Origin of the sequence: Streptomyces sp. HD, from assembly GCF_028369295.1 — a bacterium.
Lineage (GTDB): Bacteria > Actinomycetota > Actinomycetes > Streptomycetales > Streptomycetaceae > Streptomyces.
The window spans coordinates 122,020-139,365 of the sequence record NZ_JAQMYP010000018.1 but is presented as its reverse complement, the minus strand read 5'-3'; the positions used below and the strand labels follow the sequence as shown (position 1 = coordinate 139,365).

Annotated in this window: 16 protein-coding genes and 1 pseudogene; 9 read left to right on the top strand and 8 right to left on the bottom strand. The window is 72.2% G+C overall.

Features of this window, described 5'->3' with window-relative positions:
* Positions 1-104: 104 nt before the first annotated feature.
* A complete protein-coding gene (locus POF73_RS19400; protein ID WP_272116970.1) occupies positions 105-959 on the bottom strand; it encodes a LysR family transcriptional regulator in 855 nt (284 codons plus the stop codon).
* 68 nt (positions 960-1,027) lie between these two features.
* On the opposite strand from POF73_RS19400, the gene POF73_RS19395 reads away from it, so the two are divergent.
* On the top strand, positions 1,028-1,954 hold the full coding sequence (locus tag POF73_RS19395; RefSeq protein ID WP_272116968.1) for an EamA family transporter: 927 nt from the start codon (positions 1,028-1,030) through the stop codon (positions 1,952-1,954).
* A 187-nt stretch (positions 1,955-2,141) separates the two neighbouring features.
* Positions 2,142-4,097, top strand: a complete 1,956-nt coding sequence (locus POF73_RS19390; protein WP_272116965.1) for a protein-arginine deiminase domain-containing protein — start codon at positions 2,142-2,144, stop codon at positions 4,095-4,097.
* Here POF73_RS19390 and POF73_RS19385 read toward each other — a convergent pair.
* Positions 4,016-4,516, bottom strand: a complete 501-nt coding sequence (locus POF73_RS19385; protein WP_272116963.1) for a KUP/HAK/KT family potassium transporter — start codon at positions 4,514-4,516, stop codon at positions 4,016-4,018. The two genes, POF73_RS19390 and POF73_RS19385, sit on opposite strands and share 82 nt — an antisense overlap.
* Before the next feature lie 205 nt (positions 4,517-4,721).
* Here POF73_RS19385 and dhaK point away from each other — a divergent pair, with 205 nt between their 5' ends.
* The 3 genes from dhaK (at position 4,722) to POF73_RS19370 (ending at position 6,925) form a co-directional block, all read left to right on the top strand.
* Positions 4,722-5,714: a dihydroxyacetone kinase subunit DhaK gene (dhaK, locus tag POF73_RS19380; protein WP_272116961.1), complete on the top strand. Its 993-nt coding sequence runs from the start codon at positions 4,722-4,724 to the stop codon at positions 5,712-5,714.
* Positions 5,715-5,865: 151 nt separating this feature from the next.
* A complete protein-coding gene (gene dhaL / locus POF73_RS19375) occupies positions 5,866-6,465 on the top strand; it encodes a dihydroxyacetone kinase subunit DhaL (RefSeq protein WP_272116959.1) in 600 nt (199 codons plus the stop codon).
* Positions 6,466-6,502: 37 nt separating this feature from the next.
* Positions 6,503-6,925 (top strand): PTS-dependent dihydroxyacetone kinase phosphotransferase subunit DhaM, encoded by a 423-nt coding sequence (locus POF73_RS19370; RefSeq protein ID WP_272116957.1) that lies wholly within the window; start codon positions 6,503-6,505, stop codon positions 6,923-6,925.
* Between the two features lie 182 nt (positions 6,926-7,107).
* Here the strand turns inward: POF73_RS19370 and POF73_RS19365 are convergent, their stop codons facing one another.
* On the bottom strand, positions 7,108-7,758 hold the full coding sequence (locus POF73_RS19365) for a TetR/AcrR family transcriptional regulator (protein ID WP_272116955.1): 651 nt from the start codon (positions 7,756-7,758) through the stop codon (positions 7,108-7,110).
* A 201-nt stretch (positions 7,759-7,959) separates the two neighbouring features.
* Here POF73_RS19365 and POF73_RS19360 point away from each other — a divergent pair.
* Positions 7,960-8,733 (top strand): annotated as a pseudogene (locus tag POF73_RS19360) (SDR family NAD(P)-dependent oxidoreductase).
* Positions 8,734-8,809: 76 nt separating this feature from the next.
* Here POF73_RS19360 and POF73_RS19355 read toward each other — a convergent pair.
* Positions 8,810-9,526, bottom strand: a complete 717-nt coding sequence (locus POF73_RS19355) for a glycoside hydrolase family 75 protein (protein ID WP_272116953.1) — start codon at positions 9,524-9,526, stop codon at positions 8,810-8,812.
* 417 nt (positions 9,527-9,943) lie between these two features.
* Here POF73_RS19355 and POF73_RS19350 point away from each other — a divergent pair, with 417 nt between their 5' ends.
* On the top strand, positions 9,944-10,921 hold the full coding sequence (locus POF73_RS19350; RefSeq protein ID WP_272116950.1) for a fibronectin type III domain-containing protein: 978 nt from the start codon (positions 9,944-9,946) through the stop codon (positions 10,919-10,921).
* A gap of 185 nt (positions 10,922-11,106) precedes the next feature.
* Positions 11,107-11,646: a hypothetical protein gene (locus POF73_RS19345; RefSeq protein WP_272116948.1), complete on the top strand. Its 540-nt coding sequence runs from the start codon at positions 11,107-11,109 to the stop codon at positions 11,644-11,646.
* A gap of 88 nt (positions 11,647-11,734) precedes the next feature.
* Here POF73_RS19345 and POF73_RS19340 read toward each other — a convergent pair whose 3' ends face one another.
* Entirely contained in the window at positions 11,735-12,286 is a 552-nt protein-coding gene (locus POF73_RS19340; RefSeq protein ID WP_272116946.1) for a PadR family transcriptional regulator, read from the bottom strand.
* Between the two features lie 51 nt (positions 12,287-12,337).
* On the bottom strand, positions 12,338-14,353 hold the full coding sequence (locus tag POF73_RS19335) for an NADPH-dependent 2,4-dienoyl-CoA reductase (protein WP_272116944.1): 2,016 nt from the start codon (positions 14,351-14,353) through the stop codon (positions 12,338-12,340).
* A gap of 281 nt (positions 14,354-14,634) precedes the next feature.
* Between POF73_RS19335 and POF73_RS19330 the strand changes: the two genes are divergently transcribed.
* Complete coding sequence (locus POF73_RS19330) at positions 14,635-15,825, top strand: M20 family metallopeptidase (protein ID WP_272116941.1); 1,191 nt, start codon at positions 14,635-14,637, stop codon at positions 15,823-15,825.
* A 40-nt stretch (positions 15,826-15,865) separates the two neighbouring features.
* On the opposite strand, the gene POF73_RS19325 is transcribed toward POF73_RS19330, so the two are convergent.
* Both POF73_RS19325 and POF73_RS19320 read right to left on the bottom strand, forming a co-directional pair.
* Positions 15,866-16,243, bottom strand: a complete 378-nt coding sequence (locus tag POF73_RS19325; protein ID WP_272116939.1) for a hypothetical protein — start codon at positions 16,241-16,243, stop codon at positions 15,866-15,868.
* A 135-nt stretch (positions 16,244-16,378) separates the two neighbouring features.
* Positions 16,379-17,251, bottom strand: coding sequence for a hypothetical protein (locus POF73_RS19320; RefSeq protein WP_272116936.1), 873 nt, complete (start codon positions 17,249-17,251; stop codon positions 16,379-16,381).
* Positions 17,252-17,346 lie beyond the last annotated feature (95 nt).

Genomic DNA, 17,346 nt, shown 5'->3' with positions numbered 1-17,346 from the left:
TCGCCGCGCGCCCGGCTTCGTCGCTGCGCACCTGCATTCGTCGCCGCGCACACCTCTCATGACACGCCACCGAGGCCCTGCGCGCATCCCCGACGGCCGGGGTGTCAGTCGCCCCGGTACAGCGCGGTGAGCAGTTCGATCGCCGCCTGGGCCGCGGGGTGCGGGTCGTCGCGCCACCAGGCCAGTCGTACGGCGATGGGTTCGGCGTCCCGCACCGGCCGGTAGACGACGCCGGGGCGGGGGTACTGGTGGGCGGTGGCCTCGGCGGTCACGCCGACGCAGCGGCCGGCAGAGATCACCGTGAGCCAGTCGTCGACGTCGTGCGTCTCCTCGGTCTCGGGGCGCGAGTCGGGCGGCCACAGGTCCGCGGTGGTGGTCCCGGTGCGGCGGTCGACGAGGAGGGTACGGCCGCTGAGGTCGGCCAGCCGGACCGTGCGGCGCCGGGCCAGCGGGTCGTCGGCGGCGACCGCGCACAGCCGCCGCTCCAGTCCGACGATGGCGGAGTCGAACCGCCGGTCGTCCACCGGTCGGCGTACGACGGACAGGTCGCAGGCGCCCTCGGCGAGGCCGGCGGTGGCCGAGTTGACGCGCACCAGCTGCAGATCGGTCCCGGGGCGCGCGGCGGCCCAGCGGCGCTGGAAGGCCGGGGTGTGCCGGCCGAGCGCCGCCCAGGCGTAGCCCATCCGCAGCCGGTCGTGCCCGGAGGTGGCCTCCCTCAGCAGGTCGTCCACCTCGCCGAGCACACGCCGGGCGTGCGCCAGGACGCGCAGGCCGGTGCCCGTCGGGGTCACCTCGCGAGAGGTCCGCCGCAGCAGCCGTACGCCCAGGGCGCGTTCGAGCGAGGCCAGTGAGCGGGAGACGGCCGCCTGGGAGACGTCGAGGGCGAGGGCTGCGTCGGTGAAGGTGCCCTCGTCGACGATCGCGACGAGGCAGCGCAACTGCCTCAGCTCCACATTCATGACTCAAGCGTATAGATGCGGCCGCCAACGCATTATGCGCAAGGATGCACCGGCCCCACGATGAGCGCATGCGCACCCGCCCCGCAGCCGCGCCCGCACCCGCCCCTTCAGCCGCACCCGCACCCACGGACCCGCTCACAGACCCCGAGCCGACCCGCGGCCGTCTCGCCGGTGTGGCCACGATGATCGGCAGCGGCCTGTCGAACCAGACGGGCGCCGCGATCGGTTCCCTCGCCTTCCCCGTCCTCGGGCCCGTCGGTGTCGTCGCCGTGCGTCAGTACGTCGCCGCCCTCGTCCTGCTGGCCGTCGACAGGCCGAGGCCGCGCACGTTCAGCTGGCGCCAGTGGTGGCCGGTGACCTTGCTGGCCGTGGTGTTCGGCACCATGAACCTGTCGCTGTACTCCTCGATCGACCGTGTCGGCCTGGGGCTGGCGGTGACCCTGGAGTTCCTCGGCCCGCTCACCATCGCCCTGGCGACCTCCCGGCGCCGTGTGGACGTGTGCTGCGCGGTGATCGCCGCGGCCGGTGTCGTCACCCTGATGCGGCCGCAGCCCTCGGCCGACTATCTCGGGATGGGCCTGGGCCTGCTGGCCGCCGTCTGCTGGGCGTCGTACATCCTGCTCAACCGCACCGTCGGCCGACGCATCCCCGGGGCGCAGGGCGCGGCGGCCGCGTCGTGTCTGTCCGCGGTGATGTTCCTGCCGATCGGCGTCGTCGTCGCCCTGCGGCATCCGCCGACCGTCGGCGCCGTCGTCTGCGCGGTCGCCGCAGGTGTGCTCTCCTCGGCCGTGCCGTATCTCGCGGATCTGTTCACCCTGCGTCATGTCCCGGCCCGGGCCTTCGGCCTCTTCATGAGCGTCAACCCGGTCCTCGCGGCCCTGGTCGGCCTGATCGGCCTGGGCCAGGACCTGGGCGGACTGGAGTGGGCGAGCATCGGCGCGATCGTGGTGGCCAACTCGCTCAGCATTCTGACGTCACGGACTCGCACGGCCTGACGGCACGGACCGGCCCCACCCGGCGGGAACGTGCCGAACTCCTCGACGGCGGCGCGGAGTCCGGGCCCACCAGCAACGACAGGACACACATGAGACTCAGAGATGATGTCTCGTCCCCACAGTGAACGCACAGCGCGCGTTCCACCTCTTGCACGGCGAAACACCCCCCACCGGAAAGGGATGTGCCGTGCGCACACGTACGCGTATACGTACGACCTCTACAAGACAGGTGATCATCGCCGTCACCGCGGCGGGCTCCGTGCTCGCCTCCCCGCTCACTCCCGCCTTCGCCGCACCGTCGGCCGCCCCAACCGCCGACCTCCGCGCGGACGTTGACCGCGACGGCCGTGTCGACGTCACCGGCGACACCGACACCGCGGGTGAGGACAGTTGGTCCACCGGTCGCGGAGCGGTCTACCTTCCCAACCTCGACGACGACACCAAGCGCTGCCCGGTCAAGGGGCCCGACGGCCGTCCGCTGTCCGACGCCAAGTTGGCCTCCTGCAACGACGCGGCCGACAAGAAGGTCAACGGGGCGGCCGATGCCGCCGATCTCGCCCGGATCCGCTCCGTGGCCATGCCGGGTCTGGCAGCCGACGCCAAGGGCAGTGTGAAGGTGACGGCCGGGGCCAAGTACACCCGGGTCTTCCTCAAGCGCTCCGGCGGCTGGGCCCTGGTCACGCCCGACATGCGGCTGTCGGCCGCCGAGCTGCGCTCCGGTGCGGAGTTCGGCGTCGAGGCCACCGACGTCATCCGGGACACGGCGAAGTGGGACGGCCGCGCGGTGATCCAGCTGTCCGTGACGTCGGCCGGCCGGACCACCTCCGACACGGTGACCCTGCGCGTCGCCCCGCTGCTGACCCACCACCACCTGCAGAACGCCCAGCAGGTGATGGTCACCAAGGTGCCCGGCAACAGCCCCGAGGACGGGCCCTACCGGCAGTTCGTGAAGAACCTGGGGAACGAGGTGCGGCGCGCGGGGATCACCAAGCCGCTCGTGACCTTCGACAAGTACGGCGACATCTGGGCGCAGGACTTCGTGGAGCCGGCCTATGTGAGCATGGCCGGCCCGGGCGGGCAGCGGCATGTGATGCGTGTGATGCTGCGTTCGGCGCAGCCCGGCCGTGAGGCCGGCCGGGAGCTGTTCGAGAAGGTGCGCGGCCGCGACATCGGCGTCGTGCAGGTCTCCGGTGTGCGCGACTCGGAGGAGGGGACGCTCAACTCCACCGGGAACATGGAGACCATCCCGCCCTACACGCACGGCGGACGCTCCTTCCCGGCCGGCCGCGTCATCATGGGCCACCGCAAGGACACGGGTTCCAAGCCGGCGCAGGCGATGCGCACGCTGCTGAAGTCCCAGGGCATGCAGGACCCGCTGCTGCTGGACACCTCGTGGCTGGGCGTCGGCCATGTCGACGAGTTCGTGCAGTTCCTGCCGGCCGACACCCCGCGCGGCTGGCGGATCGGGGTCGCCGACCCGCAGGCCGGGCTGAAGCTGCTGCGCGACGCGCAGCGGGCCGGCCACGGCAGCACCAAGATGTTCTCCGTCCCGGGCCTCGGTGGCACGCCGGCGCCGAAGGAGACCATCGACCAGGCCCTCGCCGCCCGGCACTTCGTGGCCGACAACACCATGGCGGCCGAGCGCATCGCGGCGAACCTCGCCATCCTCAAGCGCGAGACCGGCGTCACCGACGAGGAGATCGTGCGCGTGCCGGGCCTGTACACCCGGGAGGCCGAGATGTCGGCGGCCGGCGGGCGGGACGTGGCCGTGCCGCGTCTGACCCGCATGGGCGGCGACCCCGCGCTCGTGGACACCCTCGGCAAGTACGGCCAGCAGAAGCGGCTCGCCCAGGACCGTGCCGCGTCCGCCGCCCCGGCCGCCGTCCGGACCAGCGCCTATGTCCCGGGCGCCGTCAACGGCATCCTGCTCGCCCGCGACCGCTATCTCGCCCCGCGCCAGTGGGGTCCGGTCATCGGCGGCAAGGACATCTTCACGCAGGCCGTCACGGCGGCGTACACGCGAGTCGGTCTGAAGGTGTCGTACATCGACGACTGGTACACCTACCACCTCGGCATGGGCGAGGTGCACTGCGGCACCAACACCCTGCGCGACGCCTCCGCGGCGTGGTGGAAGTCGAACTGACGGCTGTGTGGGCCGCGCCCGCCCGTTCGGGCGCGGCCCATTCGTCCTGCACCTCGATGTGAGAGCCCGTGATCACCGTGCGGTCGCGCGGCAGGCCGAAGTACTCGGCGGCGTCGGCGCCGTGATGCAGGAGGTGCCGATGCACAGCCGCTTGTGCCAAGGGGCCATGGTGGATCCTCCAGCGACGGCTCGACGGGCTTGAGGCTCTCGACCGCGGACAGCACCCGGATCGCCGGGGTGATCATGGTGTCGCCGAGGAAGAGCGACGCGCCGAAGGTGCCGAGCGCGGTCAGGACGAGGGCGGCTCTGCGGGTGCGCCGTGCGTTCCACCGGCGCAGCAGGGTGATCAGGGCCATGATGCCGCCCTCACCGTCGTCTCCTCGCGGGCTGCGGAGCGCCCGCGCACGTGACCTTCGCACCCGCAAGGTCGATACTGCCGACAGGCACCCTCATACGCCGTCCGGAAGGAAAACGGCAGCGATTCGGCATCAGAACCCGGCCACGATCCCACTCCGGACCGCCCACGAACCCTCACGAAATGTCAAGATCGAGAGCTGACACTCCAACCTCTGACCAGCGACGACACTGCCAGAGGCCATCGGCCACTCTCACCGGGAGGTACTCATGAAGATGCTGATCAATGTTGCGGAGACCGTGGTCGCGGACGCGTTGCGGGGGATGGCGGCCGCCCATCCCGAGCTGGTCGTCGACGTGGAGAACCGGGTGATCGTACGGCGGGACGCGCCCGTCGCGGGGAAGGTCGCCCTCATCTCCGGTGGCGGGTCGGGGCACGAGCCGCTGCACGGTGGATTCGTGGGTCCCGGCATGCTGTCGGCGGCCTGTCCCGGCGAGGTGTTCACCTCCCCGGTGCCCGACCAGATGGCGCGTGCCGCGGCCGCCGTGGACAGCGGGGCGGGCGTGCTGTTCATCGTGAAGAACTACACGGGCGACGTCCTCAACTTCGACATGGCCGCCGAGCTCGCCGAGGACGAGGGCATCCGGGTGGCGAAGGTGCTCGTCAACGACGACGTGGCGGTCACCGACAGCCTCTACACGGCCGGGCGGCGCGGCACGGGCGGGACACTGTTCGTGGAGAAGATCGCCGGCGCGGCGGCGGACGAGGGGCAGCCGCTGGAGCGGGTGGAGGCGATCGCGCGTCAGGTCAACGAGAACTCCCGCAGTTTCGGCGTCGCCCTGAGCGCCTGCACCACGCCCGCCAAGGGCAGTCCCACCTTCGATCTGCCGCCCGGTGAGCTGGAGTTGGGCGTCGGTATCCACGGCGAGCCCGGCCGGGAACGGCGGGCGATGATGACCTCGGGCGAGATCGCCGACTTCGCGGTGGGCGCGCTCCTGGAGGACATGACCCCGCGCAATCCCGTCCTCGTCCTGGTCAACGGCATGGGCGGGACACCGCTGTTGGAGCTGTACGGCTTCAACGCCGAGGTCCAGCGGGTGCTCGGCGGGCGCGGTGTCGTCGTCGCCCACACCCTCGTCGGCAACTACGTCACCTCGCTCGACATGGCGGGCGCCTCGGTCACCCTGTGCCAGGTCGACGAGGAGTTGCTGCGGTTGTGGAACGCGCCGGTGAAGACTCCGGGGCTGCGCTGGGGAGTGTGATCCAGGGACCCACCGTCCGGGGACCCACCGTCGGAGGCCCCCGCCCCGTCCGAGGCCTCTGTCCGTGGACCTCCGTCCGGAGATCCACGATCCGGGTACCCACCCATCGCAGACCGACGATCGCAAGACACCTGTCACACAAGGAGTTCCAGTGCTCGACGCCGAATTCTTCCGCCGTTGGATGACGGCGACCGCGGCCGCCGTCGACCGTGAGGCGGAACGGCTCACCGCCCTCGACTCCCCCATCGGGGACGCCGACCACGGCAGCAACCTGCAGCGTGGGTTCACCGCCGTCACGGCGGCGCTGGAGAAGGAGGCCCCGCAGTCGCCCGGCGCGGTCCTGACGCTCGCCGGGCGGCAGCTCATCTCCACGGTGGGCGGGGCGTCGGGGCCGCTGTACGGGACGCTACTGCGGCGGACCGGCAAGGCGCTCGGGGACGCCGGCGAGGTGAGCGAGTCCGAGTTCAGCCAGGCGCTGCGGGCAGGGGTGGACGCGGTCATGGCGCTCGGCGGGGCGGCGCCGGGCGACAAGACCATGATCGACGCGCTGGTGCCGGCCGTGGACGCGCTCGGCGACGGCTTCACCGCGGCACGGGCCGCCGCCGAGGAGGGCGCCCTGGCTACGACGCCGTTGCAGGCCCGCAAGGGGCGGGCGAGCTATCTCGGCGAGCGCAGTATCGGGCACCAGGATCCGGGGGCCACATCGTCGGCGCTGCTGATCGCGGGGCTGGCGGAGGCGAACGGTGAGTGAGGAGGAGGCGCGTGACGGAACGGCAGGTGACGGCACGGTGAGTGACGACAGGAAGGGCGAGCGGCTCGTCGGCATCGTGCTGGTCTCGCACAGCGCGCAGGTGGCCGCCTCGGTGGCCGAGCTGGCGCAGGGGCTGGCGGGCGGCGGAACGGCCGTGCCGGTGTCCCCGGCGGGCGGCACCGAGGGCGGCGGCCTCGGCACCAGTGCGGAGCTGATCGCCGCGGCGGCCGCCTCCGTGGACCGTGGTGCCGGGGTCGCGGTCCTGACCGACCTGGGCAGCGCGGTCCTCACCGTGAAGGCCCTGCTCGCGGAGGGCGACGAACTCCCCGACAACACACGCCTGGTGGACGCCCCGTTCGTCGAGGGCGCGGTGGCCGCGGTCGTCACGGCGTCCACCGGCGCCGACCTCGCGGCGGTGGAGGCGGCGGCCGCGGAGGCGTACACCTACCGGAAGGTGTGAGACAGGCGGCACAGCGGCATCAGCCTGCCGCGCCGAGGGCCCCACGGCCGCGTCACCGGATTCCGGTCGGCGTGCTGTGGGGCCCTTGCCGCCGCTCTGCGAGGTCGTACGCCGCCAGGCCGTCCTTCGCCAGGTCGTACGCCCCCAGGCCGTCCTCCGCGAGGTCGTTTTCCGCCGGGCCGTCAGGCGAGTCCTTCCGCCACGACCGCCAGCGCCGAGCGCATCGTCGCCGTCAGCCGGGCCTGTGCCGTCGCCGGGTCGGGCTCGGTTCCGGTGGTGTGCCAGGCGTGGTGCTCGACGGCCGCGCGCAGCGCCGCGTTGAGCATCGCGGCCTGGATCGCCGGGCACAGGTCGTCGGCGGGCAGCCCGGCCCGTGTCGCGAGGGCGCGGGCGAACGCCGGTTCGGCCTCGTCGTACGTCTGGAGCCAGATCGCGCGCAGACCGGGCTCGGTGCGGGTGAGCCGTACCAGCGCCCCCACGGTGGAGCGGTCGGGTACGGACAGCAGGCGGTCGTCGGCCGTGAACTCCCGGTCGATGACCTCCTCCAGGGGCTCGCCGGGGCGCCAGCGCCGCAGGCACTCGGCGATCAGGTCGATTCCGGCCGTGAACAGCGGGCGTACGCAGCTCTCCTTGCTCGGGAAGTAGCGCCACACGGTTCGCGCGGACACACCGACCGCCGCTCCGATCTGCTCACCGGTGGTCGCCGTCACGCCCTGGGTGACGAAGAGGTCCACCGCCGCCCGCGCGATCTCCTGCCGGATCTCGGCCTTGCGCTCCTCGGTCAGGGGCGGTCGTCCCGTGGGTCGTCTGGTGCCTCCGCGGGCTGCGGCCATGGTCTCCTCCGGCCGGCGCTGATCGCTCTCCCGGAATTCTCCATCAAGACTTTATGTCTCTCAGAGACATAAAACCGTAGGGTGGGCTCCCCCGGGCTCCCCCGAGCTCGTCCGGCAGGCAATGCCCCTCGGGCAACGGAAGTCGGGCACCGACACCGAGGCATCGCTATCGACATCGGCATTGATCGATCCGACACACGGATGCAGCACTTCATGAGCGGCGGACCGGACGGACGCAGCGTCATCGTCACCGGAGCGGGCTCGGGCATCGGGCGCGCTGCCGCGCCGGCCTTCGCCGGAGAGGGCGCGCGGGTCGTGGTGGCGGATCTGAATGCCGAAGGCGCGCAGGCGGTGGCCAAGGAGATCGAGCAGGCGGGCGGCGCCGCGGTAGCGGTCGTCGGCGATCTGAGTGAGCAGGCCGTCGTCGACCAGGTGGTCGAGACCGCCGTGGAGCGCTTCGGTGGCGTGGACGTGCTGGTGAACAACGCCGGGATCATGGACCGCATGTCGGCTGTCGCGGACGTCACCGACGCCGAGTGGGAGCGGGTGATCCGCGTCAACCTCACCGCCCCGTTCCTGCTCACCCGGGCGGCACTGCCGCACATGCTGGAGGCGGGCAGGGGCGCCATCGTGAACACGGCTTCGGAGGCCGGCCTGCGCGGCGGCGCCGCGGGCGCCGCGTACACGGCGTCCAAGCACGGGGGGGGGTGGGGCTGACGAAGTCGCTTGCGGTGATATACCGCAAGCAGGGCATACGCGCCAACGCCATCGCCCCGGGCGGCACGCAGACCGGCATCGTCGTGGACTCGGCGCAGGACGCCCATGGAGGCGGCCCTCGGCCCGCACTTCGTCAACCTCGGCAGGCTGGCCCAGCCGGAGGAGCAGGCCGCCGCCATCGTGTTCCTCGCCTCGGACGCGGCGAGCAACATCAACGGCGTGATCCTGCCGGTCGACGACGGCTGGTCGGCCGTCTGACCTCGCCCTGGCTCCCCGGCCGACCTCTCCTCGGCTGCCCTTCCGGCCTCTCCTCGGCTGTCTGTCCGCCCGCTCCTCAGTTCCCGCGCCCGGCCGGCCCGCCGTGCACGAACTCCCGTGCCAGGCGCTCACCGGTCGTCACGGCGGCCGCACGGTTCTCGATGGGGGCCACCGGCTCGTCCGCGAAGACGATGTAGGTGACCTCTGAGGCCGCGCCGCCGGCGTTCGGGTCGGCCGGGATACCGAGGGCCTCGGCGGTGGCGTACGACGCCTCGCCGATCATGTCGCGCGGTCCGACGTCGCCGACGACCGCGTACTGCACCCGCCCCCGGTACACGACCGCCGCGACCGAGCCGCCGCGGACGCCGTGGTCACTGGGGTTCCAGATGCCGCTCGGGGCGGGCACCACGATGTACGGGAGGCGTTCGGCGTTCAGGTGGCGGCCGTCGGTCTGCTGAAAGGCCGTCGCGGCGGAGAAGTAGGGGTCCGTACGGCGGTTGCAGCGGGCGGTGGGCTGCCCGTCGCAGTCGATGTCCATGTCCGCCTTCCAGAACACGGCGCCCGGCATTCCGCAGACCGGGATCGTCGCGGACGTGTTCCTGTCGGTGCGGTAGAGCCCGCGGGAGACGGAGGTGCAGTCGCGCACCTTCGACAGCAGGTCGGCGGCGCCGACGTCGACCTCCTCGCGATGTGTGGTGGGCCCCTCCCGTGCGACGGGCGGACCGGCGTGAAGCGTCGTCGGAGCGAGTAAGGCGGCACTTGCCGCCGCCAGCGTCAGCGACCGGACACGCACAACAAGGACCCCTCTCCGCGGGGACACTGACGGGCACTCAGTCCGAAGCATTATCAGTAGGGCACTCAGTCAATTTGATGCTGTTCGGATCATGGCGCCGCCAGCGGGACCCGTACGGCGCACACTCCGGTGACACGACGGAGCCGTCACCCGGACCTCCGGGCAGGGGCCGGGGGCCCGAGTCCGCGGCGGACCCCGCCCCCGGCCACCCGCGTCCGGCGCGGGATCAGCGACGACAGCGGCCCGTGCCGGCGGCATGAACTCCTCGACCCACAGGGAGAGTTCAGCCATGAGGAGGTTCAGCATACGTAACCGCGCGAGCGGGCCACCAACGACCGCCCTCTTGATGTGATCGCGTCAGCCGCGCCATATTGGTCCGGACCATTGCCGTGAGGCCGCTCCCCGGGAGGCAGAGTCGTGCGACGCCTTCTCGTTCCTTTCGCCGCGCTCTGTGCGACGCTCGGGCTGCTCACCTCCTGCGCCTGGGGCGGGGCGGCCGAGGACGGCGGCCGGCTGCCCGCGGCGCCCACCGGGGTCACGGCGGACGCGGGCAGCGCGACGAGCGTGCACGTCATGTGGAACGCGGTCGCCTCGGAGCGCGGCATCCGCGGCTACGAGGTGTATCGGGGCCCCACAAAGGTCAAGGAAGTGCCGGGCTCCGCACACATGGTGGATGTCACCATGCTCAAGCCGTCGACCCCGTATGCCTTCACCGTGCGCGCGCGGGACACCGACGGGCGGCTCGGCCCGCCTAGCAAGGTGGTCCGGGCGACGACCCCGAAGGCCGTGACAGCCGACCGCTCCGCCCCGACCCGTCCGGGCGAGGTCCAGGGCCGGGCGGTCGGCAGCCGGGCCGTTCAGCTGTCGTGGTCGGAGGCGACCGATGACCGGGATGTGGTGTCGTACGACATCCAGCAGGGCGGGACGAAGATCCACAGTGTGGGCGGCAACCAGACCGCGACCGTGGTCACCGGGCTGCGGCCCGGCACGCGCTACTCCTTCACGGTGCGGGCCCGGGACGCGGCCGACAACCTCTCCCCCGCCACGGCGGCGGTCCGGGTCACCACGCCCGGCACCGACGACGGACGCGGCACCGCGCCGACGGCCTTCCGGGCGACGACCCATCGCGAGGACGGGGCGTACCACCTCGATCTGAGCTGGGTGCCGCCGCGCACGGACGGTGTGGTCGCGGAGTACCAGGTGCAGCTCGACGGCCGTACGGTCACCTCGCTGGTGTACGGCGGGAGCGCGCCGCGCGAGCGGGCCACGTACAGCTTCTATCTGGGCCCGGAAAAGGGGGTCGGGCACCGGGTGCGGATCCGGGGCAGGCTACCGGACGGCACCTGGGGCGGCTTCTCGGCGGAGCGGACGGTGACGACCGGCGGGCGGGGCTGAGAGCCTCACAGGCTCCGAGGTCCGCTCCGGCGTCCCCCGGATGCAGCACTCCGTCACCTGTCCGGGGGCGGCCCGCATGCGGACGGGGCCCGGGGCGCGTTGGCTGCCTCTGAGGCAGCACGGGCGTTCCCGACCCTCGGCGGCGCCAGGGATGTTCCGCCGACCGTGCCGCCGGAGGGCACCCTATGCGCAAGTCATCGCTACTCCTCCGCTCGGGCCTGACCGTGGCAGCCGCCTCCCTACTCCCCTTCGCCATGGCCGCCGGTCCGGCCGCCGCGGTCTCGGGGATCTCCGTGAGCACCACCGGCTCCACGGTCTCGGTCACGACCAGGGCGTGCACCAACGTCAACGGCAGCTGGGGCACGGCCTCCCTGCTGAACAGCCGGCAGGCGAACTTCGCCCAGGGCCGTCAGGTCTCCCTGTCGGGGACGGACGCCCTGCAGTCGGCGGCCTGGTCCGGCGTGAGCGCGGGCACCTACACGGTCATCGTCGTGTGCTCCAACGGCACGACCGCGGGCACCCAGTCGGTCGTCGTCTCGGGCCCCTCCCCCACCCGGACGGCCTCGGCCACGTCCTCGCCCTCACGCGGCGTCATGGGCGGCGTCGGCGGGGCCACGAAGGACTACGGCACGCTGACGCTGGTCGGCGGCGGGGTCCTGGTGGGCGCGGGCGGCCTGGCCGCGGCCTGGTACCTGCGCCGCAAGTCGAAGCCGTACCGCCTCTGACACGGCTGACCGAGACCGGCCTTCTCCGGGCCTTCCGGCTCACACCGGCTCCGCGCTCCCTGCCCACACCGGCTCCGGGCCTTCCGGCTCACGCCGTCTCGCGCCCCGGCAGCTCGGCGAACTCGTCCAAGGCGCGGGTGAGCCACTGGGTCCAGAAGGTCTCCAGGTCGATGCCGGCGCGCAGCACCAGGTGCCGCAGCCGGTCCTGGGAGCTGTCCCTGCCGGGCGGGAAGTCCCGCTTCTCGATCGCCGCGTACTCGGCCAGCTGCCTTCGGTGCAGGTCGAGATGGCGCCGGAGGTCGGCCTCGATGCCCTCGGTCCCCACGACGGCCGCGGCGCGCATCCGCAACAGCAGGGTGTCGCGGTGCGGCCGGGGGTCCTGGGAGGCGGCGGTCCAGCGGGCCAGTTCGGCGCGGCCCGCCGGCAGGACCTCGTAGCTCTTCTTCTGCCCGCGGGCCGGCTGCTCGCTCGGCAGTGTGCGGATGAACCCCTCGGTCTCCAGTTTTCCCAGCTCGCGATAGATCTGCTGATGCGTGGCCGACCAGAAGTAGCCGATCGACCTGTCGAACCGGCGGGTCAGCTCCAGCCCCGATGACGGCTTTTCGACCAGGGCGGTGAGAATCGCGTGCGGGAGTGACATGGGCTCATCCTAAGTACGGCCCTTGGGGCCTCAGCAGTGCCCGAACGGTCGCTACAGGCTCGCCGCCAGCTCCGTGCCCTGTTTGATGGCACGCTTGGCGTCGAGTTCGGCGGCCACGTCGGCGCCGCCGATGAGGTGCACGCTGCGGCCCTCGGCGAGCAGTGTCTCGTACAGGTCGCGGCTCGGCTCCTGCCCGGTGCACAGCACGATGGTGTCGACCGGGAGGACGGTGCTCTCCTCGCCGACGGTGACGTGCAGTCCGGCGTCGTCGATACGGTCGTAGCGCACGCCCGGGACCATGGTGACGCCCCGGTGCTTCAGCTCGGTGCGGTGGATCCAGCCGGTGGTCTTGCCGAGCCCCGCGCCGACCTTGCTCGCCTTGCGCTGGAGCAGGTGGACCGTGCGCGGCGGGGCGGGGCGCTCGGGAGCGGTGAGGCCGCCGGGGGCCGTGTAGTCCATGTCGACGCCCCAGTGGCGGAAGTACGTCTCGGAGTCCTCGTTGGCCTTGTCGCCGCCGTCGGTGAGGAACTCGGCGACGTCGAAGCCGATGCCGCCCGCGCCGAGGATGGCGACGCGGTCGCCGACGGGGGCGCCGTCGCGCAGGACGTCGAGGTAGCCCACCACGCTCGGGTGGTCGACGCCGGGGATATCGGGGGTGCGGGGGGTGACGCCGGTGGCGACCACGACCTCGTCGTAGGCGGCGAGGTCCTCGGCCGACACCCAGGTGTTCAGCCGTACGTCGACGCCCTGCCAGTCGAGCTGGTGGCGGAAGTAGCGCAACGTCTCGTCGAACTCCTGCTTGCCGGGGACCTTGCGGGCGACGTTCAGCTGGCCGCCGATCTCGCTCGCGGCGTCGAACAGCGTGACGTCGTGGCCGCGTTCGGCCGCGCTCACCGCGCAGGCCAGCCCGGCGGGTCCCGCGCCGACGACCGCGACGCGCAAGCGCCGCCGGGTCGGGGAGAGCGTCAGCTCGGTCTCGTGGCAGGCGCGCGGGTTGACCAGGCAGGAGGTGATCTTGCCGCTGAAGGTGTGGTCGAGGCAGGCCTGGTTGCAGCCGATGCAGGTGTTGATGGCCTCGGGACGACCGGCCGCGACCTTCGCGACGAAGTCGGGGTCGGCGAGCATCGGGCGGGCCATCGAGACCATGTCCGCGCAGCCGTCGGCCAGCAAGTCCTCGGCCAGCTCGGGGGTGTTGATGCGGTTGGTGGTGACGAGCGGGACCGCTACCTCGCCCATCAGCCGCTTGGTGACCCAGGTGTAGGCGCCGCGCGGCACCGACGTCGCGATGGTCGGGATGCGCGCCTCGTGCCAGCCGATGCCGGTGTTGATGATCGTCGCCCCGGCGGCCTCGACGGCCTTCGCGAGCGTGATCACCTCGTCCAGCGTGGAGCCGCCCGGGACGAGGTCCAGCATGGACAGCCGGTAGACGATGATGAAGTCCTCGCCGACTGCCTCGCGCACCCGGCGGACGATCTCGACCGGGAAGCGCATGCGGTTCTCGTACGAGCCGCCCCAGCGGTCGGTGCGCCGGTTGGTCTGCTGGGCGATGAACTCGTTGATCAGGTAGCCCTCGGAGCCCATGATCTCGACGCCGTCGTAGCCGGCCTGCCGGGCGAGGCGGGCGGCACGCGCGTAGTCGTCGATGGTCTGCTCGACCTCGGCGTCGGTGAGCTCGCGGGGCGGGAAGGGGCTGATCGGCGCCTGGAGCGGGCTCGGGGCGACGAGGTCCTGGTGGTAGGCGTACCGGCCGAAGTGCAGGATCTGCATCGCGATCCGCCCGCCCTCGCGGTGCACGGCCTCGGTGATGACCCGGTGCTGCTCGGCCTCCGCCTCGGTGGTGAGCTTGGCGCCGCCCTCGTAGGGCCGCCCCTCGTCGTTGGGCGCGATGCCGCCGGTGACGATCAGGCCCACTCCCCCGCGCGCCCGCTCGGCGTAGAAGGCGGCCATGCGCTCGAAGCCGCGCTCGGCCTCCTCCAGGCCCACGTGCATGGACCCCATGAGGACGCGGTTGGGCAGCGTGGTGAAGCCCAGGTCCAGCGGGCTCAGCAGGTGCGGGTAACGGCTCATCGGGCCCCTCCGTGCGGGTTTCGTGCCTGACGTAGTTGTAGAGGACCGCGAAGGCTTTATGCAACTAGTTGCACAATCGCAGTGGGGTGACACGGACCACTCAGGCCTCCGGGCGGCTGCGGGTCGCGGGTGGTTGCTCGCGCAGTTCCCCGCGCCCCTTGAGGACGTGCGGCGGACGTACCTCCAGGGGCGCGGGGAACTGCGCGACCAGCCCCCATGCACCCGCAGCCGCCACCCGGTCACAGCCCACCCCTGCATCCGGCTTCGGGCACAGTGATCCCATGACCCCACACGCCGACATCATCGACCTCGCCCAACGGCTGATCCGCTGCCCCAGCCGGGCCGGGATCGACGACTACGGCCCCGTCCTCGGCGTCCTGGTGGACTGGCTCGCGGAGCGTGAGCTGCCGTATCGACGTCTCTGCGGCGATCAGGGCGCCGTCGTCGGCCTGCTGATCCAGATCACCGGCAGTCGCCCCGGTCCCTGGTGGGCGCTGGACGCCTGTGTGGACACCGCGCCGTACGGCGACGAGGCCGCCTGGACGTTTCCTCCGGACTGCGGCGAGGTCGTGGACGGCTGGCTGCGCGGCAGGGGCGCGGCGGACTCCAAGCTCGCCGCGGCGATGTTCTGCGGCATCGCGGCCGAGTTGCACGGCCGGGCCGGTGACCTGCACGGCGGGCTGGCGGTGCTGCTCGACGTCGATGAGCACACGGGTGGCTTCGGCGGGGCTCGCGCGTACCTGGCCGATGCGGAGGCGGTCCGTCCGGCCGGGGTGATGATCGGCTACCCGGGGCTCGACGAGGTTGTGGTCGGTGGGCGGGGCCTGTGGCGGGCCACGATCGCGGTGCACGCGGCGGCGGGTCACTCGGGGTCGCGTGCCACCACGCCGGGTGCCGTCTCTCGCGCGGCGCATCTCGTACGGCTCCTGGAGGAGGCCGAACTCCCGGACTCGGACGGGGAGTTCCCGTTGCCGCCGAAGCTGACGGTGACCTCCTGCCACGGTGGTCAGGGCTTCTCGGTCGTGCCCGACCTGTGCGAGCTGGGCGTCGACGTCCGTACGACGCCGGGCTTCGACGCCGTCGACGCCGAGCGGCTGGTGCGCGGGGCGGTGGGCGAGCTGGACGTGCGGGTGCCGGTGCCACGGCCGACCCTGATCACCCCGGTGGCCGCCTGGCCGCCGTATCGGCTGGCCGGGGACCAGCAGCCGGCCGCTGCCCTGCTGGAGGCCGCCTCGCGGGAGGGCCTCACTGTCCGACCGAAGACCGCCGGCCCGTCGAACATCGGCAATCTGCTCGCCGGCGAGGGCATCCCTGCGACGGCGGGTTTCGGAGTTCGGTACGCGGGCCTGCACGGCGTGGACGAGCGGGCCTGTCTCGCGGACCTGCCCGCTGTCCACGCCGTCTACCGGCGTGCCGTACTCGGCCTGCTGGGCTCTTCCTCGCCGAGTTCGCCCTCACCGGGCTCGCCCTGACCGACAGCCCTTGCCGAGCCGCCCTTGCCGGGCTCGGCCGTCAGAGGCCGGGGCGGCTCCTCAGCACCACGTGCAGCTCCCGCTCCTGGTCGCCCGAGGCCGAGGCCAGGTCGTGGACCGTGAACAGGGAGTCCAGCGTCGTACGGAGCCGTTCGATGGCCCAGTAGCCGCCCTGTGCGTCCGCCTCGACGGCCGCCGAGAGCCGGGCGGGCGCCGGGCACTCGTGCGCGTCCGTCACCTCGAACGTGCCGAGCCACACCATCGGGCGGGTCTCATGGAGCTGCTGCGGCACGTCCTCGGGGCCCCGGTCGGACTCGAAGCACGTGCACAGCGCGTCGAACACGATCCGGGCGTCTTCCTTGCTGCATCCGCTGATCTCGACGGACACGGGCTCCTCGTGCAGTCGTTCACGACCCATCGTGATCGCTCCTCTCGTGGCCGCACCGCGGTACCACGGGTAGCCCGCGGAACCGGACCCCAACCCAAGAAAAGCACCACCCGCGCCGGAGCACTACCGGCGGAGCCGCCCCGTCCGCGCCGCTGACCGGCGCGCTCAGCTCCGCGTGAACCGGTACGTCTTGCTGTCGGTCAGCACACAGAAGCCCGGCGAGATGACGATCACCCGCAGGGTGCCGGTACGGCGGTCGTAGTCGATGCCCTCGGTCTCGTGGTCGCCGGAGCAGGAGCTGCGCAGCGGGAGCCGGCGCAGGGCGGTGACATGGCCGGTCACGTCGGACGAGCCGGGCTCCGCGGAGAGGTCGATCTGGAGCAGCGGCTTGGTCATGCCGAAGAGGGTGCCCGCCGGGTCGTCGGAGGAGCACAGCAGGGTCTTGGCGCCGGTGAAGTCACAGCCCTGGATGTCCCGGACGGCGTGGTCCAGCCGGATGCTGGAGGTCCAGGGCAGATTCGCCGAGGGCGAGGTGGCGGGGTTGACGCCGGGGGTCGGGTGGACCAGCAGGCGGGTCATGGTGCCCCACTCGCCCGAGACCATCCACTGACCGCCGGGTGCGATGGCGGCGAAGGAGTTGTTCAGCGCCTCCCCGGAACCCAGCGTGTGGACGTACTCCGACCAGGTCCCGTCCGGCGCCTGCACCCGGAACATCTTCGCCGTGCCCGAGTCCGCCTGGTACGGCTCGACGTAGTAGCCGTTGTAGGAGGCGTCGGGGTCGCCCACATGGTTCCAGCCGCGGCTGCTGACCGAGATGGGAATGGTGCCGATGCCGGTGTAGCGGTTGGGGCTGTTCGCCGGGACCTCGACGGAGGCCAGGCCCTGGCTCTCGGTGAGCGGGTCGGCGCGGTCCGAGCCCACCTCCGTCCAGGTGTCGGCGGCCTGCGCGGGCGTCGCGGTGGACAGCACGGCGGCGGAGGCGAGGGCGACGAGGCCGGTCAGAGCTGTATGACAACGTTGCCGGGCGCGCAGGGCCATGGGGGCGACTCCTTGGGGGTGAGTGCGCGGGTGGGGGTGTGTCGGCGGACAGTTTGGCGGCCCTACGTAGTCATGTACAGACCAAACAGGCGAAC

Coding starts and splice junctions, on each gene's coding strand:
- POF73_RS19400 (WP_272116970.1), bottom strand. CDS start 959: ATGAATGTGGAGCTGAGGCAGTTGCGCTGCCTCGTCGCGATCGTCGAC.
- POF73_RS19395 (WP_272116968.1), top strand. CDS start 1,028: ATGCGCACCCGCCCCGCAGCCGCGCCCGCACCCGCCCCTTCAGCCGCA.
- dhaK (WP_272116961.1), top strand. CDS start 4,722: ATGAAGATGCTGATCAATGTTGCGGAGACCGTGGTCGCGGACGCGTTG.
- POF73_RS19365 (WP_272116955.1), bottom strand. CDS start 7,758: ATGGCCGCAGCCCGCGGAGGCACCAGACGACCCACGGGACGACCGCCC.
- POF73_RS19345 (WP_272116948.1), top strand. CDS start 11,107: ATGCGCAAGTCATCGCTACTCCTCCGCTCGGGCCTGACCGTGGCAGCC.
- POF73_RS19340 (WP_272116946.1), bottom strand. CDS start 12,286: ATGTCACTCCCGCACGCGATTCTCACCGCCCTGGTCGAAAAGCCGTCA.
- POF73_RS19335 (WP_272116944.1), bottom strand. CDS start 14,353: ATGAGCCGTTACCCGCACCTGCTGAGCCCGCTGGACCTGGGCTTCACC.
- POF73_RS19330 (WP_272116941.1), top strand. CDS start 14,635: ATGACCCCACACGCCGACATCATCGACCTCGCCCAACGGCTGATCCGC.
- POF73_RS19325 (WP_272116939.1), bottom strand. CDS start 16,243: ATGGGTCGTGAACGACTGCACGAGGAGCCCGTGTCCGTCGAGATCAGC.
- POF73_RS19320 (WP_272116936.1), bottom strand. CDS start 17,251: ATGGCCCTGCGCGCCCGGCAACGTTGTCATACAGCTCTGACCGGCCTC.